Here is a 16,067-nt window from a genome sequence, read left to right as displayed (position 1 = left end):
ATGATGCAGATGTTCGAGGACCGGCTGCCACTGCCGGTACGTGACGCGCTCAGGCAGTGCCGGTCGCATGTGGTGGCCGCTCTGCTGTTCAGTGCGCTGGTCAACATCCTGTACCTCGCGCCGACGCTGTACATGATGCAGGTCTATGACCGGGTGGTGCCGACCGGGGGCGTCGTCACTCTGGTGATCCTGACGCTGGTGCTCGGCGCGGCGATCGCCACGATCGGGGTGCTGGAGGCCCTGCGGTCGCGGCTGATGGTCAAGGTGTCGCTGCGGCTCGACCAGCGTGTGTCCCGGGCGATCCTGGCGCGGCTGATCGAGCGCGGTCACACCCGGCAGCGGGACCCGACGACCGCACAGGCGATGCGCGAGTTCGACACGCTGCGGCAGGTGATCACCGCGCCGACGCTGGTCGGGATCTTCGATGCGCCCTGGACGCCGATCTATGTTCTGGCCGCGGTGCTGATCCATCCGCTGCTGGGGCTGTTCATCATCGCCGCGGGCGCGTGCCTCGCGGTGCTGACATGGATGTCCGAGCGGGGGACGCGCGGGCTGATGACCGTCGCGCACACCGCCAATGCCCGGTCGGCGATCGTCCAGGAGGATATCGCCCAGCAGGCCGAGCTCGTCCGCGCGCTGGGCATGGGCCGGGCGATGGTCGACCGGCAGATCACCGAACGCAGCGACGGGCAGGCAGCGCTGGCCGCGGCGCAGATGGCGACCGCGCGCTATGCCGCGATCGCCAAGTTCATGCGGCTGTTCCTCCAGTCGCTGGCGCTGGGGCTCGCCGCGATCCTCGCGGTCCAGCGGCAGATCTCGGTCGGATCGATCATCGCCGCATCGGTGCTGCTCAGCCGTGCGTTGCAGCCGGTCGAGCTGCTGATCGGCGGTTGGTCGAACCTGCAGAACGCGAACGAGGCGCTGAAATCGCTGAAGCAGTTGTTCGACACGGACGCGGCGGCGGCGCCCGCGACCGTCCTGCCGGCGCCGCTCGGCCGGATCACCGCGCGCAAGATCACCACGCGCAGCGGCGATGGCGCGGCGATGCTGCTCAAGGGCGTGAGCTTCGACCTGCAGGCGGGGCAGATGCTGGGCATCGTCGGCGCGTCGGGGGCGGGCAAGACGACGCTGATCCGCATCCTCGCCGGGGGTATCGCGCCCGAATCCGGACAGGTGCTGCTCGACGGCGCGGACTCGATCCTCTGGGATGCGCAGCGGCTCGCGCGGTACCGCGGTTATGTGCCGCAGGAGCCCGGCTTCCTGACGGGCACGGTGGCGCAGAACATCGCCCGGTTCGCCGATCCGAACGCGGTGGACCCGGTCTCGTTCGACCGGCGGGTGATCGACGCGGCCAAGGTCGCGGGGTGCCACGCGCTGATCCTGTCGCTGCCCGGTGGCTATGACTGTCCGATCGGGCGCGGCGGCCTGGCGCTGTCGGCGGGGCAGCGGCAGCGGATCGCGCTGGCGCGGGCGATGTTCGACGACCCGCCGATCCTCCTGCTCGACGAACCCAATGCTGCGCTGGATGCGGAGGGCGAGGCGGCGCTCATGCGCGCGCTGGAGACCAGTCGCCAGCGCGGCGCGACGATCGTGATCGCGGCGCACCGCACCAGCGTGCTGGCCGCCGCGGATCGGCTGCTCGTCCTCAACGCCGGGTCGGTCGACTGCGAAGGTCCGGCCGAGGAAGTTCTGGCCGAGCTGGCGCGTCGCGCCGGCGGAAGCCGCGGCAATGTCGTCGGACTGAAGGGGGCGGTGTCATGACCATGATCGACGATTCGGCGCGGGTGGAAATCCGGCGCGGCCTGCGCGTCGCGGCGCTGTTCTTCATCGGGCTGCTGGGGGGCGCGTCGATGATGCCGCTCGACGCCGGCGTCTATGCCCGCGGCGCGGTGATCGTGTCGGGCAAGCGGCAGGCGGTGCAGAATCGCGACGGCGGCATCGTCACGGCATTGCGCGCCGTCGAAGGCCAGAAGGTCGCCCGCGGGCAAGTGCTGCTGGAGATCGCGTCGGCGGACCTGCACGCGCTCGAACGCGGGATGACCGCCGAGCTGATGATGCTGTTCGCGCAGCGCGAACGCCTGCTCGCCGAACGCGACCGGCGTGCGGTGATGGCCGAGCCGGTCGAATTCCGCGCGCTGCCGGCGGCGGACCGGGTGCTGGCGGAGGATGCGCTGCGCGGGCAGCGGTTGCTGCTGGCGGCGCGCCTGCGGACCGCGCAGACCGAGAAGGCGGTGTGGATGCGGCGCGCCCACGCCAATGCCGAACAGATTGGCGGGTTCGGCGAACAGATCGCGGCGAACCGCCGGCAACGCGCGCTGCTCGACGACGAGCTGACGGGGATGCGGGTCATCGCCGCCAAGGGCTTTGCCTCGATCAACCGGATCCGCGCGCTCGAGCGTACGCAGGCCGCGCTCGACGGGGAGCATGGCGCGCTGGGTGCGCAGATTCTCCAGACGCGCGATGCGATCGGGGAAGCCGAACTGTCGGCCGCGGGCGTCGATCGTCGCCAGATCGAGGAGGTGGAGGGGAGCCTGCGCGATCTGCTGGTGCGGATGAACGAGCTGCAACCCAAATTGCTCGCGGCGCGCGAACAGCTCGCCCGTTCGATGGTGCGCGCGCCGGTGGCCGGCACGATCGTCGGCCCGACGATCTACACCATCGGCGGGGTGGTCTCGCCGGGGCAGACGCTGATGGAGATCGTGCCCGATCGCAGGGCGCTGGTGATCGAGGTGCAGGTCTCGCCCGACGATGCCGACGACATGCGCCCCGGCCAGACGACGCAGGTCCGCTTCACCGGATTCCACGACCGCGCGATGCCCGCGCTCGACGCCCGGATCGACACGGTGTCGGCGGACAGCTTCACCGAGGAGCGGACCGGCAACCGCTTCTTCCGGGCGGAGGCGTCGTTGCTGCCGGAAAGCTATCGGACGCTCGTCGCGCTCAAGGGGCCCGGCGCACTGACGCCGGGCATGCCCGCCGAGATCCTCGTCCCGCTCCGGAAACGGTCCGCGCTCGACTATCTGATCGGCCCGTTGAAAGAGAGCCTGTGGCGCGGCGGTCGTGAAGCCTGAGTGAGTGCGGGGTCAGGCGGCCAGCCCGTTCGCCTCGACATGCGTCGCGATGTCGCCGGCGGTGGTCCACCAGATGCGCGGATCGTTCGCCGCGCGGAGTTCGGTCAGTACGCGGGCCAGTGCGGGGACGCGGTGTGCCTGTCCCATGATATAGGGGTGGAGCGCGATGCCCAGGACGAGCGGACGCCGGTCGCATTCGGACAGCAGCTGTTCGACGCCGTCGCGGATCATGGCGGCGAACGTCACCGCCTCCTGCTTGCGCGCGATGATCGCGGGCAGGTCGTTGATCTCCTGGGAATAGGGGATGGAGAGCAGTCCGCCATGAGAGGTCGCGAGCCGGGTTGGCTGGTCGTCATGTGCCCAGTCGAGGACATAGCGATAGCCGTTTTCTGCGAGCAGATCCGGCGTGGTGTCGCTCTCCGAGATCCACGGCCCCAGCCAGCCGGTGGGACGTACGCCGAGTGTCGCCAGCCGCTCGGTCACGTCGGCGATCATCTGGGTCTCGCGCGGGTGCGCCAGGGATCCTTGCGCGGTCGCGTTGGTGCCGCCATGCGCCGCGATTTCGTCGCCGCGGTCGCGGCACGCCTCGGCGAGCCCGGGGCAGCGATCGAGGACGTCGGCGTTGAGCAGCGCGGTGGTGCGCAGGCCCAGCCGATCGAACAGATCGAACAATCGCCACGCCCCGACCCGGTTGCCATAATCGCGCCAGGCATAGTTCATCACGTCCGGGTCGGTCTGCGCGGGGGCCAGTTCCGGTCCCAGCCCGCCGCCGAAATCGAACACCTCGTAATTCACCCCGAAATAGATGGCGAGGCGGCCGCCGTCGGGCCAGTCATAGTCCGGGCGGTCGACGATCGGGCGATAGGCGTAGCGGCCATGGTGCGAAGTGCTCATCACGCTGGAACGCGTGGGTCGCGGGATAGAAACGCCATAATGCAGATACTTATCGAACTTATGATCGCGGCCGGAGCGAGCGGACCGTCGGGTCCGACCCGCTCAGCCGTCCACGGGGGCGAAACCCTCGACGGTGGCACGGTACAAATCGGCGCGGGCCTGGCTCAGGGCGGCGTCCTGATCGTCACCCTGGCCGACGACCAGTCCCGCGAGCGCGCGGACCGGGCCTATCCATGCGCCGCTGCCGCGCAGCTTGAGGCGGCGGGTTTCGAACGCGGCGATGGCTTCGTCGGCGAGATCGCGGGCTGCCGTCAGGGCGACGTCGGTCACGACGACGACGAATTCATTGCCGGTCCAGCGGATGATCTCCTCGTCGGGAAACACCCGTCGCAGGTTCGCGACAAAGGCGCTCAGCACATTGTCGCCGACGGCGTGGCCGAAGCGCTGATTGACCCCGGCGAGATCGGCGACGCTGAAGATCATGAGGACATAGCTTCGCGCCTGTTCGGCCAGCTGTGCGAAGATCGGCCGCGCGCCCTCGGACGTCAGCGCGCCGGTGGCTGCGTCGCGCATGGGATCGTGCCGCGCCGTACCGAGCGAGCCGAGGTCGGACTGGAGCCGGGCGACGTCGCGGCGCAACTCGGCCAGCTCGCGTTCGGCATCGGCCAGCCGGGTCACGAGCAGCGTCGCATCGGGCCAGTTCTCCGCCTCGCTCGCCATCGCGCTGACGTCGTGGCTGAGCGACCGCGTCAGCGTCTGCGCATCGGTGGTCAGCGCGCCGAGCTGGTTCGCGCGTGCGGTGACCGCGCTGTCGCGTTCAGCGGTCGTGTCGCGCTTGATCGCAAGATGGCGTTCGCTGAGCGTTTCGAGCGCGCGTGCGGTCAGCCTCAGGCCGCCATCCGTCTCGGCCGCCACGGCGCGCGCCAGGTCCGATCCGGGATCGGCGACCACGGCAAGCGCGAAGGTATAGTTTTCAGCCACCGGTGCGAGACGATGTGCCTCGAGAAAGGCGAGCGCGTCGCGCGCCGTACGAAAAGCCTCTGGCATGCTTGTCTCGAACCTTTTTATGTACTGGATTGTACAACGCGGGATCGCGCGCGTCCGTTTCATCCCGCCGCCCCCTAGCGCGAAAGAGCATGCGATCAATCCTTGCGCGACGATCGGTTCCGCGTTCGGGGGCGTGTCGCGGCTACGGGCGGCGGCTGATCGCGGGCGGCAACGGCGCGGTTTTTCTTATGATGGGGGGCATGTTCCGGGATGGGACGGCCCGCCGGCGCCGGTTGTCCGCTATAGAGGGGTATGTTGCGCCAAGGGGGGGAGTCCGGTCGTACCGGTTTCAGTCCATTGCCGGGGGAGCCGCACCGGGCTGCTGGGCGGTGCTGCGCGCATGCTGGGGGTGCTGCGGCGACGGCAAGGTGGTGGCGGTGGCATAGCGGCGGCGGGCCGCGTTGCGCAGGCGGCGCGGTGCGTGCCGACCGGGTGGCGCCCCGATGGGATGAGCCGCGCATCTCGGCTCTGGTTTCTTCAAACCGCCTATGGCAGAGCCTTGGCCCTGCTGAGCATAAGTCGAGATTGTGGCGGGCAGGGAGCTGGCACTGTGGAAAATACTAAAGTTACCGGCACGCGCGGTGCAGTGTTCGATCGTATTGGCTCGACCTCGCATCGCCACCAACTGCGCATCGCTCTTTATATCCTGTTGGTGTTTGCTGATCTGCTCGCGGTGGTTGCTGCATTCGAGCTCGGTATATTTGCAAAATATGGCCGTTTTGCTGTTACGTCGCATATGAACGTCGTCATCGTCACTGCGCCGATATATGTGCTGACGGCGTTCAACAATGGCGCCTACTCGATCGACGTGCTTCGCAAGGCCCGGGCCGGCATCATGCGCTCGGCGACGGCGCTTTTACTAGCCTTTTCAAGCTTCTTGTTCATCTCCTACTATTTTCGGGCGGTGCAGGCGGAATCCCGTGGTGTCATCAGCATCGGAATGCTCGGCAGCTTCGTGCTTCTGGCAGTCTTTCGATTGGTCATCGATCGGTTTGTCCGCCTGACGATTGGCGGCAACGTGACCACCGATCTGGTGATCTTGGACGACGTCGAATTCGCGGTGCCTGCACATTGCAAAGTCGTCGAGACGCGGGCCGCGAACCTTCGCCCGAACATGCAGGATCCGATGATGCTCGATCGACTCGCGCGCCAATTGCGTGGTGTCGACCGCGTCGTGATCGCCTGCCGGCCCGACAAGGAGCGCGAATGGGCGATGCTGCTGAAGGGCGCGGGCATTCGCGGGGAGATTATTTCGAACGAAATCGACCAGGTCGGCGCGATCGGGCTCGACACTTTCGTCGGGCGGTCGACGCTGGTTGTCGCGGTCGGACCGCTGAGCACGCGCAACCGGATGATCAAGCGGACGTTCGACCTGGCCTTTGCGGTGCCCGCGCTGATCGTGGTGCTACCGCTGCTGCTGATCACCGCCGCCGCGATCAAGATCGACAGCCGCGGACCGGTCTTCTTCCGGCAGGATCGCGTCGGCCGCGGCAACGCGCTGTTCAAGGTGTTCAAGTTCCGGTCGATGCGGGTCGACCAGTCCGATGCGAGCGGCAGCGTTTCGGCGTCCCGCACCGACGACCGGATCACGCGCGTCGGTCGCGTGATCCGCGCGACCAGCGTCGACGAGCTGCCCCAGCTGCTGAACGTGCTGCTCGGATCGATGAGCATCGTCGGGCCGCGACCGCATGCACTGGGGTCGCTGGCGGGGCAGCAGCTGTTCTGGGAGGTCGATGAACGCTATTGGCACCGCCACGCGCTCAAGCCGGGAATCACCGGTCTTGCGCAGGTGCGCGGATTCCGGGGTGCGACGCATCGTCGCGACGATCTGACGCAGCGCCTTCAGGCCGATCTGGAATATATCCTGGGCTGGTCCGTATGGCGCGACTTTGGCATTCTCGTGTCTACGGTACGGGTCGTTGTGCACCGCAACGCGTTCTAGTGCACCGTAAAACACGTACAAAAAATGCCGCGACAGCAATTTAACATACGCTTTCTTAACCACCAGTATGGCATGGTGTCGTCATGCCCCTTCACGCACCTCTTGCTAACCTGGCTGACCCCGTATCGCCACATGCGGCGTTTCGTGGCGGCGATCCGCTTTCCGGCGCTACGACGGATTCGTTCGACGGGGCGCGTTCCGTCGCAGACCCGCTCGCGGCCGAGCTTCAGGTCGTCGACCCGCGTGCCGCCAACCCGTTGGCCGGCGACCGGATCGACTACGAGAACTGGCTCCTTCCGGTCGAGCCTGCCTCGCTGGGTGAACGCGCGATCCGGGCCGGTTCGACCATCGCCGGCGTGGCGGTCTTCGCCGCGGCGCTCGCTGGTGTCCTTGCCTGGATCATCTAGCGTGCGGGCGGAGATGACGGCGATCGAGCCGGTGGCCGAGCGCCGGCGAAAGCCGAGTCGTGCGGCAATAGCGCGCGCGAGCACGGTCCGTGCGGCCGATGCGCGGGCGATCGACGTCCGTGTCGAGGATCTGTCCGAAGGCGGTTTCCGATTCTCTAGCGCCAGCGTCCTGCCGGTCGGTGCCCATATCCGCGTCGGCCTGGCCGGTGCGGGGCAGGCGACCGCGCGGATCGCATGGCGCGATGGCGAGGCGCATGGCTGTGCGTTCCAGCCCCTGCTGACGAACGACCAGATCCAGTCGGCCTTCACACACACGATCTGCGAATCTGCGGTCCTGTCGTTGATTCCCGACAGCGCGGTGGTGCCCATGCCCGCCGCGGGTGCGGCGCTGGCCCCGCCGCAGCGCTTTGCAGCGCCGGTGCGGCTTATCCTGCTGGTCGTGGCGAGCTGCGCATGCTGGGCCTTGGCGACGCTGCTGCTGCGCGGACTTTCATCGTTCTGAACCGCAGCTGACGCCGGTGTGGTGATCTGCGAGGTGCAGCCCTGCCCCGGGGGCGTTTGCCGGCCTCGTCGACCCGCTGAACGCACAAGACTTTCAGGATCTTAGCTAATTTTGCGCTAGTCTAGATATTAGTATTGATTATTTATGACCCCTGTCCCATGTTGAGACAAGACGGTTGAAACGACCGCTGAGGAGAGTGTTCATGACTGCGCTTCCCGGCCCGGCTATCCAGGCCCCATCCTATCCCGAAATCCCCTCGGCCGTGCTCGGTCTTATCACTGGCCTCGCGGTCAGCGTTGCACTCTGGGCACTGATCGTCCTGATGGCGTTTTTCCTGGCTTGATTTCAAGCACACAGGCGGTCGCTACCTCGCGTCCGCCTGTGTCTGACGATCTCGGTCGTCGGATTGCCAAAGTGCTTGGGCGCCCGGGGTACGACGGTTGGCCTTTGCCCTAGGGCCGCGGTGATCCTCAAACCTGAGCGTTGGCCTGACCCGCTCGACGCAACAGGCCTTGTACGTTCGCGGTGACGTCGCCGTCGGCAGTATAAGCATCGTAATCGATGCAGAGCGACGATACGCTCTTCCTCACCGAATCACCTGCGAACAAGCCGTGCGGCACTCCGGCGTTGTCAGCCCCGCGCGCCGCGTTTCCGCAGAACATCTTCATACACATCGGCGAACTGCCGCGCGACGCTACGCCAGTCATAGGCCAGACTAGCGGCGATGTTGTTCGCGCGGTTCGACTCATAGGCGGCGCTTGAATCGCGGTGCGCGGCCTCGATCCGGGCCGCGCCCGCCTCGACATCGTCAATGTCGAACAGGATGCCGCTGCCGGACGAGCGGACCAGCCGGCGGAAGGGCGGAATGTCGCTGACGATCGGGGTCAGGCCAGCGGACAGGCCTTCGACCACGCTCAGCCCGAAGCCTTCGTAGCGTGACGCCGAGCCGATATAGCTGGCCTCGCCGATCAACGCCTTGATACCCTCGTCGCTGGGCGAGGGTACGAGCTTCACCGCCCGTTCGGTACCGGTCCGGCGCATATGCTCCTCGATCTGTGCAGGCGTGACGTCGGCCGGGCCGCCCGCGATGATCAGCCGCCAGTCGCCGTGAAGCCGGCCGAGCGCGGCGACGAGGTCGATCAGGCCGGTGATGTTCTTGTTCGACGAGAAGCGGCCGATATAGATCATCGTCCGCGTCGGCTGCGGCGACCCTGCACCCTGCCACTTGCCGATATTGACGCCATTCTCGATCGTCACCGTCTTGCTCGCGGCGATCTCGTTGAACCGGGCGGCGTCGCTTTCGCTCGAGGCGATGATCCGGTCATAGGCGAGCGACGACGCGCGCGTGACGCTGGCGAAATAGGCGAGCTTCAGCCGGCTGGCGAAATCGGTGTGGAAGAAGCCGCCATGCGTCGAGGCGACCATCGGCCGGCGGTGGAGCGGGCGGGTGAGCGCCATGCCGTCGAAGAACGAATCGATCGCATGGACATGGACGATGTCCGCCTGACCGAGATGCTGCAGTACGGTGGGTGCGAGCGGATAGCGCGTCGAGCCGCGGAACGGGATCCGCTGCACGGGCACGCCCTGATAGGTGTCGCGCGGCGGCAGCGTCGCGTCGAGACGCGAAAACTGCCGGTCGAGCGTGACCACCGACGTCGTGATTCCGCAGTCCCGCTTGAGCGCGACCGCAAGATTGCTGACGGCGTCTTCCAGCCCGCCAATGGCCGGATAAAATTGACGAACGACGTGAAGAACGTGCATCGGCTTCCCAACGTGATCCAGATTGCCAGCCCCTTTGTCTGATTACGGCCAACCGTCCAGCCCAAAGTCGATGGAGTGTCATGCATGTCCGATAAGCCAGCGCCGGCGCAGCCAAAGCGTTCCCGTGTCGTCATCCTGTCGGCATTTCAGGATTACCGGACGCCCAAGCGCGCCAGCATCCATCAGGTCGCGCATGCGCTGGCGCAGGATGGCTGCGACGTGTCGTTCATCTCGACCCGGTTCAGCCTGATCTCGAAGAAGAAGGGCGATTCGCGCCTGTTCCTGTGGGACCAGGCCAATGCCTGGCACAAGGTGGACGGCGTCAATTGCTATCTCTGGCGGACGCCGCTGCATCCCTTTGCGACCAACAATGCGGTCGCCGATGCGGTGATGGCGAAGCTGTTTCCGCTGTTCGCCAGGCTGCCCAATGCCGATATCGACGGCGCGTTCCAGGCGGCGGACTATATCGTCATCGAATCGAGCGTCGCGGCGATCTTCATCGACCGGATCAAGCGGCTCAACCCGACCGCCAAGATCATCTATTACGCCACCGACCGGCTCGATACCGTCGGCGCGCATCCCTATGTCCGCCGCCATCTGGTGAAGAACGCGCGGCATATCGACCATGTCTGCCTGCGGTCGACCAAGATGGTGTCGGATTTCCTGTGGGCGAAGGATCGCCTGTACCGCGCCGAATTCGGGATCGATCCCGCCGACTTCGAGACCGTCGGGCCGTCGCCCTATACCGCGCAGCGCAATGCCGTCGCGGTCGGGTCGATGCTGTTCGACGAAAGCTTCTTCCATGCGGTCGCGCCGCAGTTTCCCGATGTGCATTTCCACGTGATCGGCTGCGGGAAGAGCTTCAAGGGGCCCGACAACGTGTTCGTCCACAAGGAAATGCCGTTCCGCGCCACGCTGCCCTATATCAAGCATGCGAGCATCGGCATCGCACCCTACCGGCTGGCGCCGGGGGTCGAGTATCTTGCCGAGTCGAGTCTGAAATTGGGACAATATGAATATCTGCAGATCCCCGCTGTCTGCCCCGATTTCGCGGTCGGGACGAACCCGTTCCGCGCGGGCTATGTGTCGAACGATCCGGCGTCGATGATCGCGGCGACCGAAAAGGCGCTGGCGCTGGCGGGGCAGGTGCCCGCGCGGCATTTCTCGACCTGGACAGAGGTCGCCGACCGCGTGCTTCGTCCCGAAAACTACCCTGACGCCCGCATCGTCGCGGACTAAATGGGCGGGGCCGGCGCGTCGCCCGCGGGCGCGGGCCGGCCCGCCAACCCTCTCGGATATCGGCGTTTGATCGGTATCGGCACGGATCGCTGGAGCAGCGTACCGGCCCGCCGCATCAGGTGAACCACCTTATTGATGGCCGGCGGTTCATCTTCTAGGAGTTCCGCCGAATATCAATGTCCGTACGACGATCGTAGGGACCAACATCGTCTGAGGGATTATAATGCGCATAGCGATGGTGGGATCGGGTTACGTTGGTTTGGTGTCGGGCGCATGTTTCGCCGATTTCGGACATGACGTGATCTGCATCGACAAGGATGCCGGCAAGATCGCGGCGCTCGAAAACGGCATCATGCCGATCTACGAGCCGGGTCTGGATGCACTGGTGGCGCGCGGCGTCGAGGCCGGGCGGTTGCGCTTCGGTACCGATCTTGCCGCGAGCGTGAAGGGCGTCGACGCGGTCTTCATCGCCGTCGGTACGCCGTCGCGGCGCGGTGACGGTCATGCCGATCTGTCCTATGTCTATGCCGCCGCCGAGGAAATTGCCGGCGCGATCGATGGCTTTACCGCGATCGTCGACAAGTCCACGGTCCCGGTCGGCACCGGCGACGAGGTCGAGCGGATCATCCGCCGCGTCAATCCCGATGCCGACTTCGCGGTCGTGTCGAACCCCGAATTCCTGCGCGAAGGCGCCGCGATCGACGATTTCAAGCGTCCCGACCGCGTCGTGATCGGCAGCGACGACGAGAAGGGTCTGGCGGTCATGCGCGAGATCTATCGTCCACTCGCCCTCGGTCGGTCGCCGCTCGTCGAGATGAGCCGGCGTGCTGCCGAGCTGACCAAATATGCCGGCAACGCGTTCCTCGCGACCAAGATCACCTTCATCAACGAGATCGCCGATCTGTGTGAGAAGGTCGGCGCGGACGTGCAGGACGTTGCGCGCGGCATCGGCCTCGACAACCGCATCGGCTCCAAGTTCCTGCATGCCGGCCCGGGCTATGGCGGCTCGTGCTTCCCGAAGGACACGCTCGCGCTGCTCAAGACCGCGCAGGATCACGACGCGCCGCAGCGCATCGTCGAGGCGGTCGTCGCGGTGAACGACAATCGCAAGCGCGCAATGGGTCGCAAGGTCATCGCCGCCGTCGGTGGCGACGTTCGCGGCAAGACGATCGCGGTACTCGGCCTGACGTTCAAGCCGAACACCGACGACATGCGCGACAGCCCGGCGATCGCGCTGATCCAGACGCTGCAGGATGCGGGCGCGACGATCAACGTCTATGATCCCGAGGGTCATGAGCAGGCGAAGGCGGTCATCAAGGACGTGACCTATTGCACCGGTCCCTATGAGACGATGGAGGGTGCCGAGGCGCTTGTCATCGTGACCGAATGGGACATCTTCCGCGCGCTCGACTTCAAGCGCGTCAAGTCGCTGCTGGCGTCGCCGGTGCTCGTCGACCTGCGCAACATCTATCCGCGCGACATGGTCGAGAAGGCCGGGCTGACCTATCACGCGGTCGGCCGCTGATCGACCGGGACAGGCGGCGCGCCGATCGGTGCGCCGCCTGTCTAATTAAGCCAAGGGCCAGTCGGGTTATTCGACCAGGCTGGCATATTGCATATGATCCGGGTCCCGCATTGTGTCGGGGGGGATGACCGCATCGTCGGTATCGCTGGTGGCTGGTGTGCCCGCGTCGGCGCCGGTCGCCGCTGCAGGCGCTGCCGCTGCCGCAACCGCAATACCGGATTCGCTCGGTCCGGCCCCCGATCTCACGACGACGATTCCCGCCTGTTCGGGCGCTTCGACCGCGGATCCGCAGGCGGCGAGCATCGCCAGCGCTGCGATGCCGACCATGCCGCGCAGGGCGGCGCCGGCGCGCGCGGGTCGGCCACCATCATAAAGAGAGTCCGTCAGGACACGGTTCAGGGCATGCGGGCGAGCGGCCGGGGCCGGCGCGGCGGACGCGACGGCGCGATGCGCGTCGTGGATCAGGGGCATTGGAAATTCTCCGTTGGCACCCGATCCTTCACTCGGCCGATGCAAAGGAGGTCTCTTCAAACCTGGTTAGCGGCGGGTTTAGGGTAATGCAGATCCTGTTCTACCATGATCAACCGCTGCTGCCGGGGCCGGCGCGTCCAGCCGGCCGGATCAGCGCCCGGGCAGGGATGGGCGCAGCACGTAGATGATATAGCCGACACTGGCTGCAAGCACGAGCACGGCGGGGATCGCATAGCCTTCGTTGCCGAGCCAGTTGCTCAACGCACAGGCGATCGCGGGCGGCAGATAATGCCACACCGTATCGACCGGCTCATCCTCCATCGAGCGTTGCAGATAGAGCAGCGCCAGGCCCGCAAATACCGCGACGCTCAGCCAATCGTAAATTGTTTCCATGATATACTTCCCAAGCCGCCCGGAACCCGGCCGGCGCCACATTCCGTCAGAGGCGATCCCTATGCCCGGTCCTTCTAGATTTTCTCATCGTCTCGGGCAAATGCAGTATCTTGCCCCCGCTCTCGCGGTGGGACTGCCCTGACGACGACCGCGACGCTGCGGGAGAGGCTGAGCGGGCGCAACGTCGAGGCCTAGCTGGCTCGCGACCACGAAGCTGCGATCGGGAACCAGCCAGCGTCAGGCGGCGCTGCGCAAGGCGGCGAAGATCGACTATGCGAAGGGCTTCGCGCCCAAGGTCAGCCCGACGCCACCTTCTTGAATTGCGCGAGCATTGCCTCGGACAGTCGCATCGGGTCGAGCGGCTCCAGATCGGGGCGGCCGCCCGGTGAACTGGTGCGAAGCGTGTCGATGTTCGCGCGCAGCGCCGGCGGCGCGAGCGGAGGATCGAACAGCGTGACCCAGCCGCCGGCGATCTCCGCCGCCAGGCTGGGCAGCGTGCCGACCGCGGGGGCGAGCAGCGGGCGGTCGAGCGACAGCGTGACGAGCGCGGTGCCCGAATTGAGCGTCGATGTCTGGTTCATCAGACAGGCGTCGCAGGCGGCGATCGCCGAGGCGAAGCGCGCATCGTCGAGCGGACCCGTCATGATACGGATCGTCCCGTCGGACCGGTCCGCGACCGCGGTAAGCCGCGCGGTGATGTCGTCATCGCCCGCATCGCCCGCGATCAGCAGCATCTCATCGGGCCGGCGGATGGCGAGGAACGCCTCGGCGGCCTCGACCAGGTTCTTGCTGGGGCGCAGCGACCCGATCATGCCGAGCACCCAGATACCGTCGGGAATCGCCCAGGCCGCGCGCGCTTCGGCGCGGGGCACCGCGGGATAGTCCTCGCGGTAATGCGGGTGCGGAATGATCGTCCCCGCCACCGCGGCGATCGCCGGATGCGCGGCGCGATAGCGCTCGAGCGAGGCCGCGGACAGACCAATCAGGTGATCGATCTGGCCGAGAAGCCGTGCATGATAGGCGTGCCAGACCCGGTGCCGCCAGCCGGTCAGGTCGCGGTGCGGCGTGACATTGTGCGCCGTCACGACGAGCTTGCCGCCCGATCGACGGATCCCCCGCGCGGCGTTCAGCACACGCGCGGCCTTGGCCGCGACGATCGCCGGGTTGTTGCTGCCCGAGCCTTCGAAGATCCCCTCGGGCCAGTGGATATGGAAGATGTCCGCGGCGGGGATGTGCCGCATCAGTGGACGGAACGCGGTGACCGAGGCCGCGGGCGCACGGAACGCGCCGTACATGCGGCGGACATAGGGGTTAAGGTCGCTCGGATCACCGGCGGGCCAGGCGAGGACGCGGAGCGGATCAGCCACGGGCCACCGCCGTCCGGGCGAAGCGGATGAGCGCGAGCATGTCGCGGCGGCCGATCACGAACAGCGCCGCGGCATAGACGACCGCGCCGACCGCGACGTGGATGACCAGCGCGAGCAGCGGGGAGGGGACGTCGATCGTCCGGTGCAGCAGAAGCAGCGCCCCGACCATCACCGCGGATGCGGCAAGCGAGGGTGCTATGCGGGCAGCATAGGCCATCGGTTTTATCCTCAGCAGGTGGAGGGCCGCCCCGACCGATAGCGGGTAGAGCAGGACGGCGCGGACGGTGAAGCCGATCGCGAGCGCCTGGAGACCATAGCGCACGACGACGAGGAACAGCGATATGTTGCTGACCGCGTAGATCGAGGTGAGGACCGTCTGCCAGTGCGGCTTGTCCTTCACCAGGATGATCGCCTGATTATACTGGCCGATCGTCGTCAGATAGGCGGTGCCGGCGATGATCGAGATGATCGGTGCCGCCTCCATCCATTTCGCGCCGAGCGCGACGCGCACGACCAGATCGCTGACCGCGATGAGCGACAGGAACATCGGCGCGGTGATCGCGGTGGTGAAGGATACCGCGTTCAGAAACGCGCCGCGGAGGCGTTCCTCGTCGTCGCGAAGCCCGGCAAAGGTCGGCAGCGCGACGCGCGACAGCGCGGACGCCATCAGCTGGTTGAGGCCGAGCAGGATGCGCTTGGCGGCGTTGTAGATGCCCGTCGCCGACGCGCCGAGATAATAGGACGAGAAGAAGGTGTCGCTCTGCGTGTTGGCGAAGTTGGTGAAGCCGGTGATCGCCACATGGCGGCCATAGCGCCAGGTCGCGAGCAGCTTGGCGCGTTCGACGCGCAGGCTCGGCCGCCAGTCGCTGACGACCCAGAGCAGGATCGTCGACAGCAAGGAGGTGGTGAGCTGCTGGACGACGAGCGCGGTCAGGCCCCAGCCGTTCATCGCGAGGAACAGGCCCGCACCGCCGCCGACGAGCAGCGCGAGGATCGAGCGGATCGCGAGCGGCTTGAACAGCAACTGGCGCGTCATCCACGCCTCATGCGTGCGCGACAGTCCTGAACTGAGGAGCAGCACCGAGGTCAGCCGGAGCGCGAACTCGATCCGCTCATTGTGCATGATCTCCGAGATGAACTGCGCCGACAGCAGCATCAGCGCCGCGCCGATCACCGCGCCGATCTGGATCAGCAGGAAGCAGGCATTGTAGTCGCCGGCGTCGGGCGCACCGCGCGAGACGATCGCGGTAGCGAAGCTTTCGACCGAGATCTGCTTGAACAGCTCGACGAAGAGCAGGCAGGTGGCGAGGATGCCGAAATCGGCGACCGGGACGAACCGCGCGGTCACCAGGAAGACCAGGAGGTTGATGACCTGGACGAGCGCGCTGTTGACGACCGACCAGATTGCGCCGCGTCCGACCTGTTTACCTAATGAGGGGGCAGCCATA

At 66.5% G+C, this 16,067-nt stretch carries 15 protein-coding genes; 8 read left to right on the top strand and 7 right to left on the bottom strand.

What is annotated here, in order from left to right; genetic code table 11:
* Positions 1 to 1,761, top strand: a complete 1,761-nt coding sequence (locus IFT71_RS08940) for a type I secretion system permease/ATPase (protein ID WP_192140383.1) — start codon at positions 1 to 3, stop codon at positions 1,759 to 1,761.
* Positions 1,758 to 3,071 carry an HlyD family type I secretion periplasmic adaptor subunit gene (locus IFT71_RS08935; RefSeq protein WP_159512263.1) on the top strand — a complete coding sequence of 438 codons (1,314 nt, stop codon included), beginning with the start codon at positions 1,758 to 1,760 and terminating at the stop codon, positions 3,069 to 3,071. Before IFT71_RS08940 ends, IFT71_RS08935 begins: the two co-directional genes overlap by 4 nt.
* A 12-nt stretch (positions 3,072 to 3,083) precedes the next feature.
* Here IFT71_RS08935 and IFT71_RS08930 read toward each other — a convergent pair whose 3' ends face one another.
* Positions 3,084 to 3,965 (bottom strand): polysaccharide deacetylase family protein, encoded by an 882-nt coding sequence (locus tag IFT71_RS08930; RefSeq protein ID WP_192140381.1) that lies wholly within the window; start codon positions 3,963 to 3,965, stop codon positions 3,084 to 3,086.
* Between the two features lie 102 nt (positions 3,966 to 4,067).
* A complete protein-coding gene (locus tag IFT71_RS08925; RefSeq protein ID WP_192140379.1) occupies positions 4,068 to 5,012 on the bottom strand; it encodes a GGDEF domain-containing protein in 945 nt (314 codons plus the stop codon).
* Between the two features lie 550 nt (positions 5,013 to 5,562).
* Here IFT71_RS08925 and IFT71_RS08920 point away from each other — a divergent pair.
* The 4 genes from IFT71_RS08920 to IFT71_RS08905 all read left to right on the top strand — a co-directional run bounded on the left by IFT71_RS08920 (position 5,563) and on the right by IFT71_RS08905 (position 8,206).
* On the top strand, positions 5,563 to 6,954 hold the full coding sequence (locus tag IFT71_RS08920) for an exopolysaccharide biosynthesis polyprenyl glycosylphosphotransferase (protein ID WP_342212626.1): 1,392 nt from the start codon (positions 5,563 to 5,565) through the stop codon (positions 6,952 to 6,954).
* Between the two features lie 83 nt (positions 6,955 to 7,037).
* Positions 7,038 to 7,361, top strand: a complete 324-nt coding sequence (locus IFT71_RS08915) for a hypothetical protein (protein WP_031394409.1) — start codon at positions 7,038 to 7,040, stop codon at positions 7,359 to 7,361.
* Between the two features lies 1 nt (position 7,362).
* Positions 7,363 to 7,863, top strand: a complete 501-nt coding sequence (locus IFT71_RS08910; protein ID WP_166746302.1) for a PilZ domain-containing protein — start codon at positions 7,363 to 7,365, stop codon at positions 7,861 to 7,863.
* A 202-nt stretch (positions 7,864 to 8,065) separates the two neighbouring features.
* Positions 8,066 to 8,206: a hypothetical protein gene (locus IFT71_RS08905; RefSeq protein ID WP_156360375.1), complete on the top strand. Its 141-nt coding sequence runs from the start codon at positions 8,066 to 8,068 to the stop codon at positions 8,204 to 8,206.
* Positions 8,207 to 8,493: 287 nt separating this feature from the next.
* Here IFT71_RS08905 and IFT71_RS08900 read toward each other — a convergent pair whose 3' ends face one another.
* Positions 8,494 to 9,624, bottom strand: coding sequence for a glycosyltransferase family 4 protein (locus tag IFT71_RS08900; RefSeq protein ID WP_192140375.1), 1,131 nt, complete (start codon positions 9,622 to 9,624; stop codon positions 8,494 to 8,496).
* 84 nt (positions 9,625 to 9,708) lie between these two features.
* Here IFT71_RS08900 and IFT71_RS08895 point away from each other — a divergent pair, with 84 nt between their 5' ends.
* Together IFT71_RS08895 and IFT71_RS08890 are read left to right on the top strand one after the other, a co-directional pair.
* A complete protein-coding gene (locus tag IFT71_RS08895) occupies positions 9,709 to 10,863 on the top strand; it encodes a GumK N-terminal domain-containing glycosyltransferase (RefSeq protein ID WP_192140374.1) in 1,155 nt (384 codons plus the stop codon).
* A gap of 223 nt (positions 10,864 to 11,086) precedes the next feature.
* A complete protein-coding gene (locus IFT71_RS08890; protein WP_031396235.1) occupies positions 11,087 to 12,388 on the top strand; it encodes a UDP-glucose dehydrogenase family protein in 1,302 nt (433 codons plus the stop codon).
* Between the two features lie 66 nt (positions 12,389 to 12,454).
* Here IFT71_RS08890 and IFT71_RS08885 read toward each other — a convergent pair whose 3' ends face one another.
* From IFT71_RS08885 to IFT71_RS08870, 4 genes are all read right to left on the bottom strand, one after another.
* Complete coding sequence (locus IFT71_RS08885; RefSeq protein ID WP_192140373.1) at positions 12,455 to 12,859, bottom strand: hypothetical protein; 405 nt, start codon at positions 12,857 to 12,859, stop codon at positions 12,455 to 12,457.
* Between the two features lie 150 nt (positions 12,860 to 13,009).
* The gene (locus IFT71_RS08880) at positions 13,010 to 13,252 is read right to left on the bottom strand and encodes an XrtV sorting system accessory protein (protein ID WP_031396237.1); all 243 of its coding nucleotides are present in this window, start codon (positions 13,250 to 13,252) and stop codon (positions 13,010 to 13,012) included.
* 296 nt (positions 13,253 to 13,548) lie between these two features.
* Positions 13,549 to 14,619 (bottom strand): hypothetical protein, encoded by a 1,071-nt coding sequence (locus IFT71_RS08875; protein WP_192140372.1) that lies wholly within the window; start codon positions 14,617 to 14,619, stop codon positions 13,549 to 13,551.
* Positions 14,612 to 16,066 (bottom strand): lipopolysaccharide biosynthesis protein, encoded by a 1,455-nt coding sequence (locus IFT71_RS08870; RefSeq protein WP_042467778.1) that lies wholly within the window; start codon positions 16,064 to 16,066, stop codon positions 14,612 to 14,614. Before IFT71_RS08870 ends, IFT71_RS08875 begins: the two co-directional genes overlap by 8 nt.
* Between the last annotated feature and the right edge of the window lies 1 nt (position 16,067).

The organism is Sphingomonas sp. CFBP 13733 (assembly GCF_014841795.1).
Taxonomy (GTDB): domain Bacteria; phylum Pseudomonadota; class Alphaproteobacteria; order Sphingomonadales; family Sphingomonadaceae; genus Sphingomonas; species Sphingomonas aerolata.
Note: the sequence above shows the minus strand (reverse complement) of the source record. Positions and strands in the feature narration are given on the sequence as shown.

Bases quoted from the DNA above. Each gene is read 5' to 3' on its own strand.
- IFT71_RS08940 (WP_192140383.1), top strand. From the start codon at position 1: ATGATGCAGATGTTCGAGGACCGGCTGCCACTGCCGGTACGTGACGCG.
- IFT71_RS08935 (WP_159512263.1), top strand. From the start codon at position 1,758: ATGACCATGATCGACGATTCGGCGCGGGTGGAAATCCGGCGCGGCCTG.
- IFT71_RS08930 (WP_192140381.1), bottom strand. From the start codon at position 3,965: ATGAGCACTTCGCACCATGGCCGCTACGCCTATCGCCCGATCGTCGAC.
- IFT71_RS08925 (WP_192140379.1), bottom strand. From the start codon at position 5,012: ATGCCAGAGGCTTTTCGTACGGCGCGCGACGCGCTCGCCTTTCTCGAG.
- IFT71_RS08915 (WP_031394409.1), top strand. From the start codon at position 7,038: ATGCCCCTTCACGCACCTCTTGCTAACCTGGCTGACCCCGTATCGCCA.
- IFT71_RS08905 (WP_156360375.1), top strand. From the start codon at position 8,066: ATGACTGCGCTTCCCGGCCCGGCTATCCAGGCCCCATCCTATCCCGAA.
- IFT71_RS08900 (WP_192140375.1), bottom strand. From the start codon at position 9,624: ATGCACGTTCTTCACGTCGTTCGTCAATTTTATCCGGCCATTGGCGGG.
- IFT71_RS08895 (WP_192140374.1), top strand. From the start codon at position 9,709: ATGTCCGATAAGCCAGCGCCGGCGCAGCCAAAGCGTTCCCGTGTCGTC.
- IFT71_RS08890 (WP_031396235.1), top strand. From the start codon at position 11,087: ATGCGCATAGCGATGGTGGGATCGGGTTACGTTGGTTTGGTGTCGGGC.
- IFT71_RS08885 (WP_192140373.1), bottom strand. From the start codon at position 12,859: ATGCCCCTGATCCACGACGCGCATCGCGCCGTCGCGTCCGCCGCGCCG.
- IFT71_RS08880 (WP_031396237.1), bottom strand. From the start codon at position 13,252: ATGGAAACAATTTACGATTGGCTGAGCGTCGCGGTATTTGCGGGCCTG.
- IFT71_RS08870 (WP_042467778.1), bottom strand. From the start codon at position 16,066: ATGGCTGCCCCCTCATTAGGTAAACAGGTCGGACGCGGCGCAATCTGG.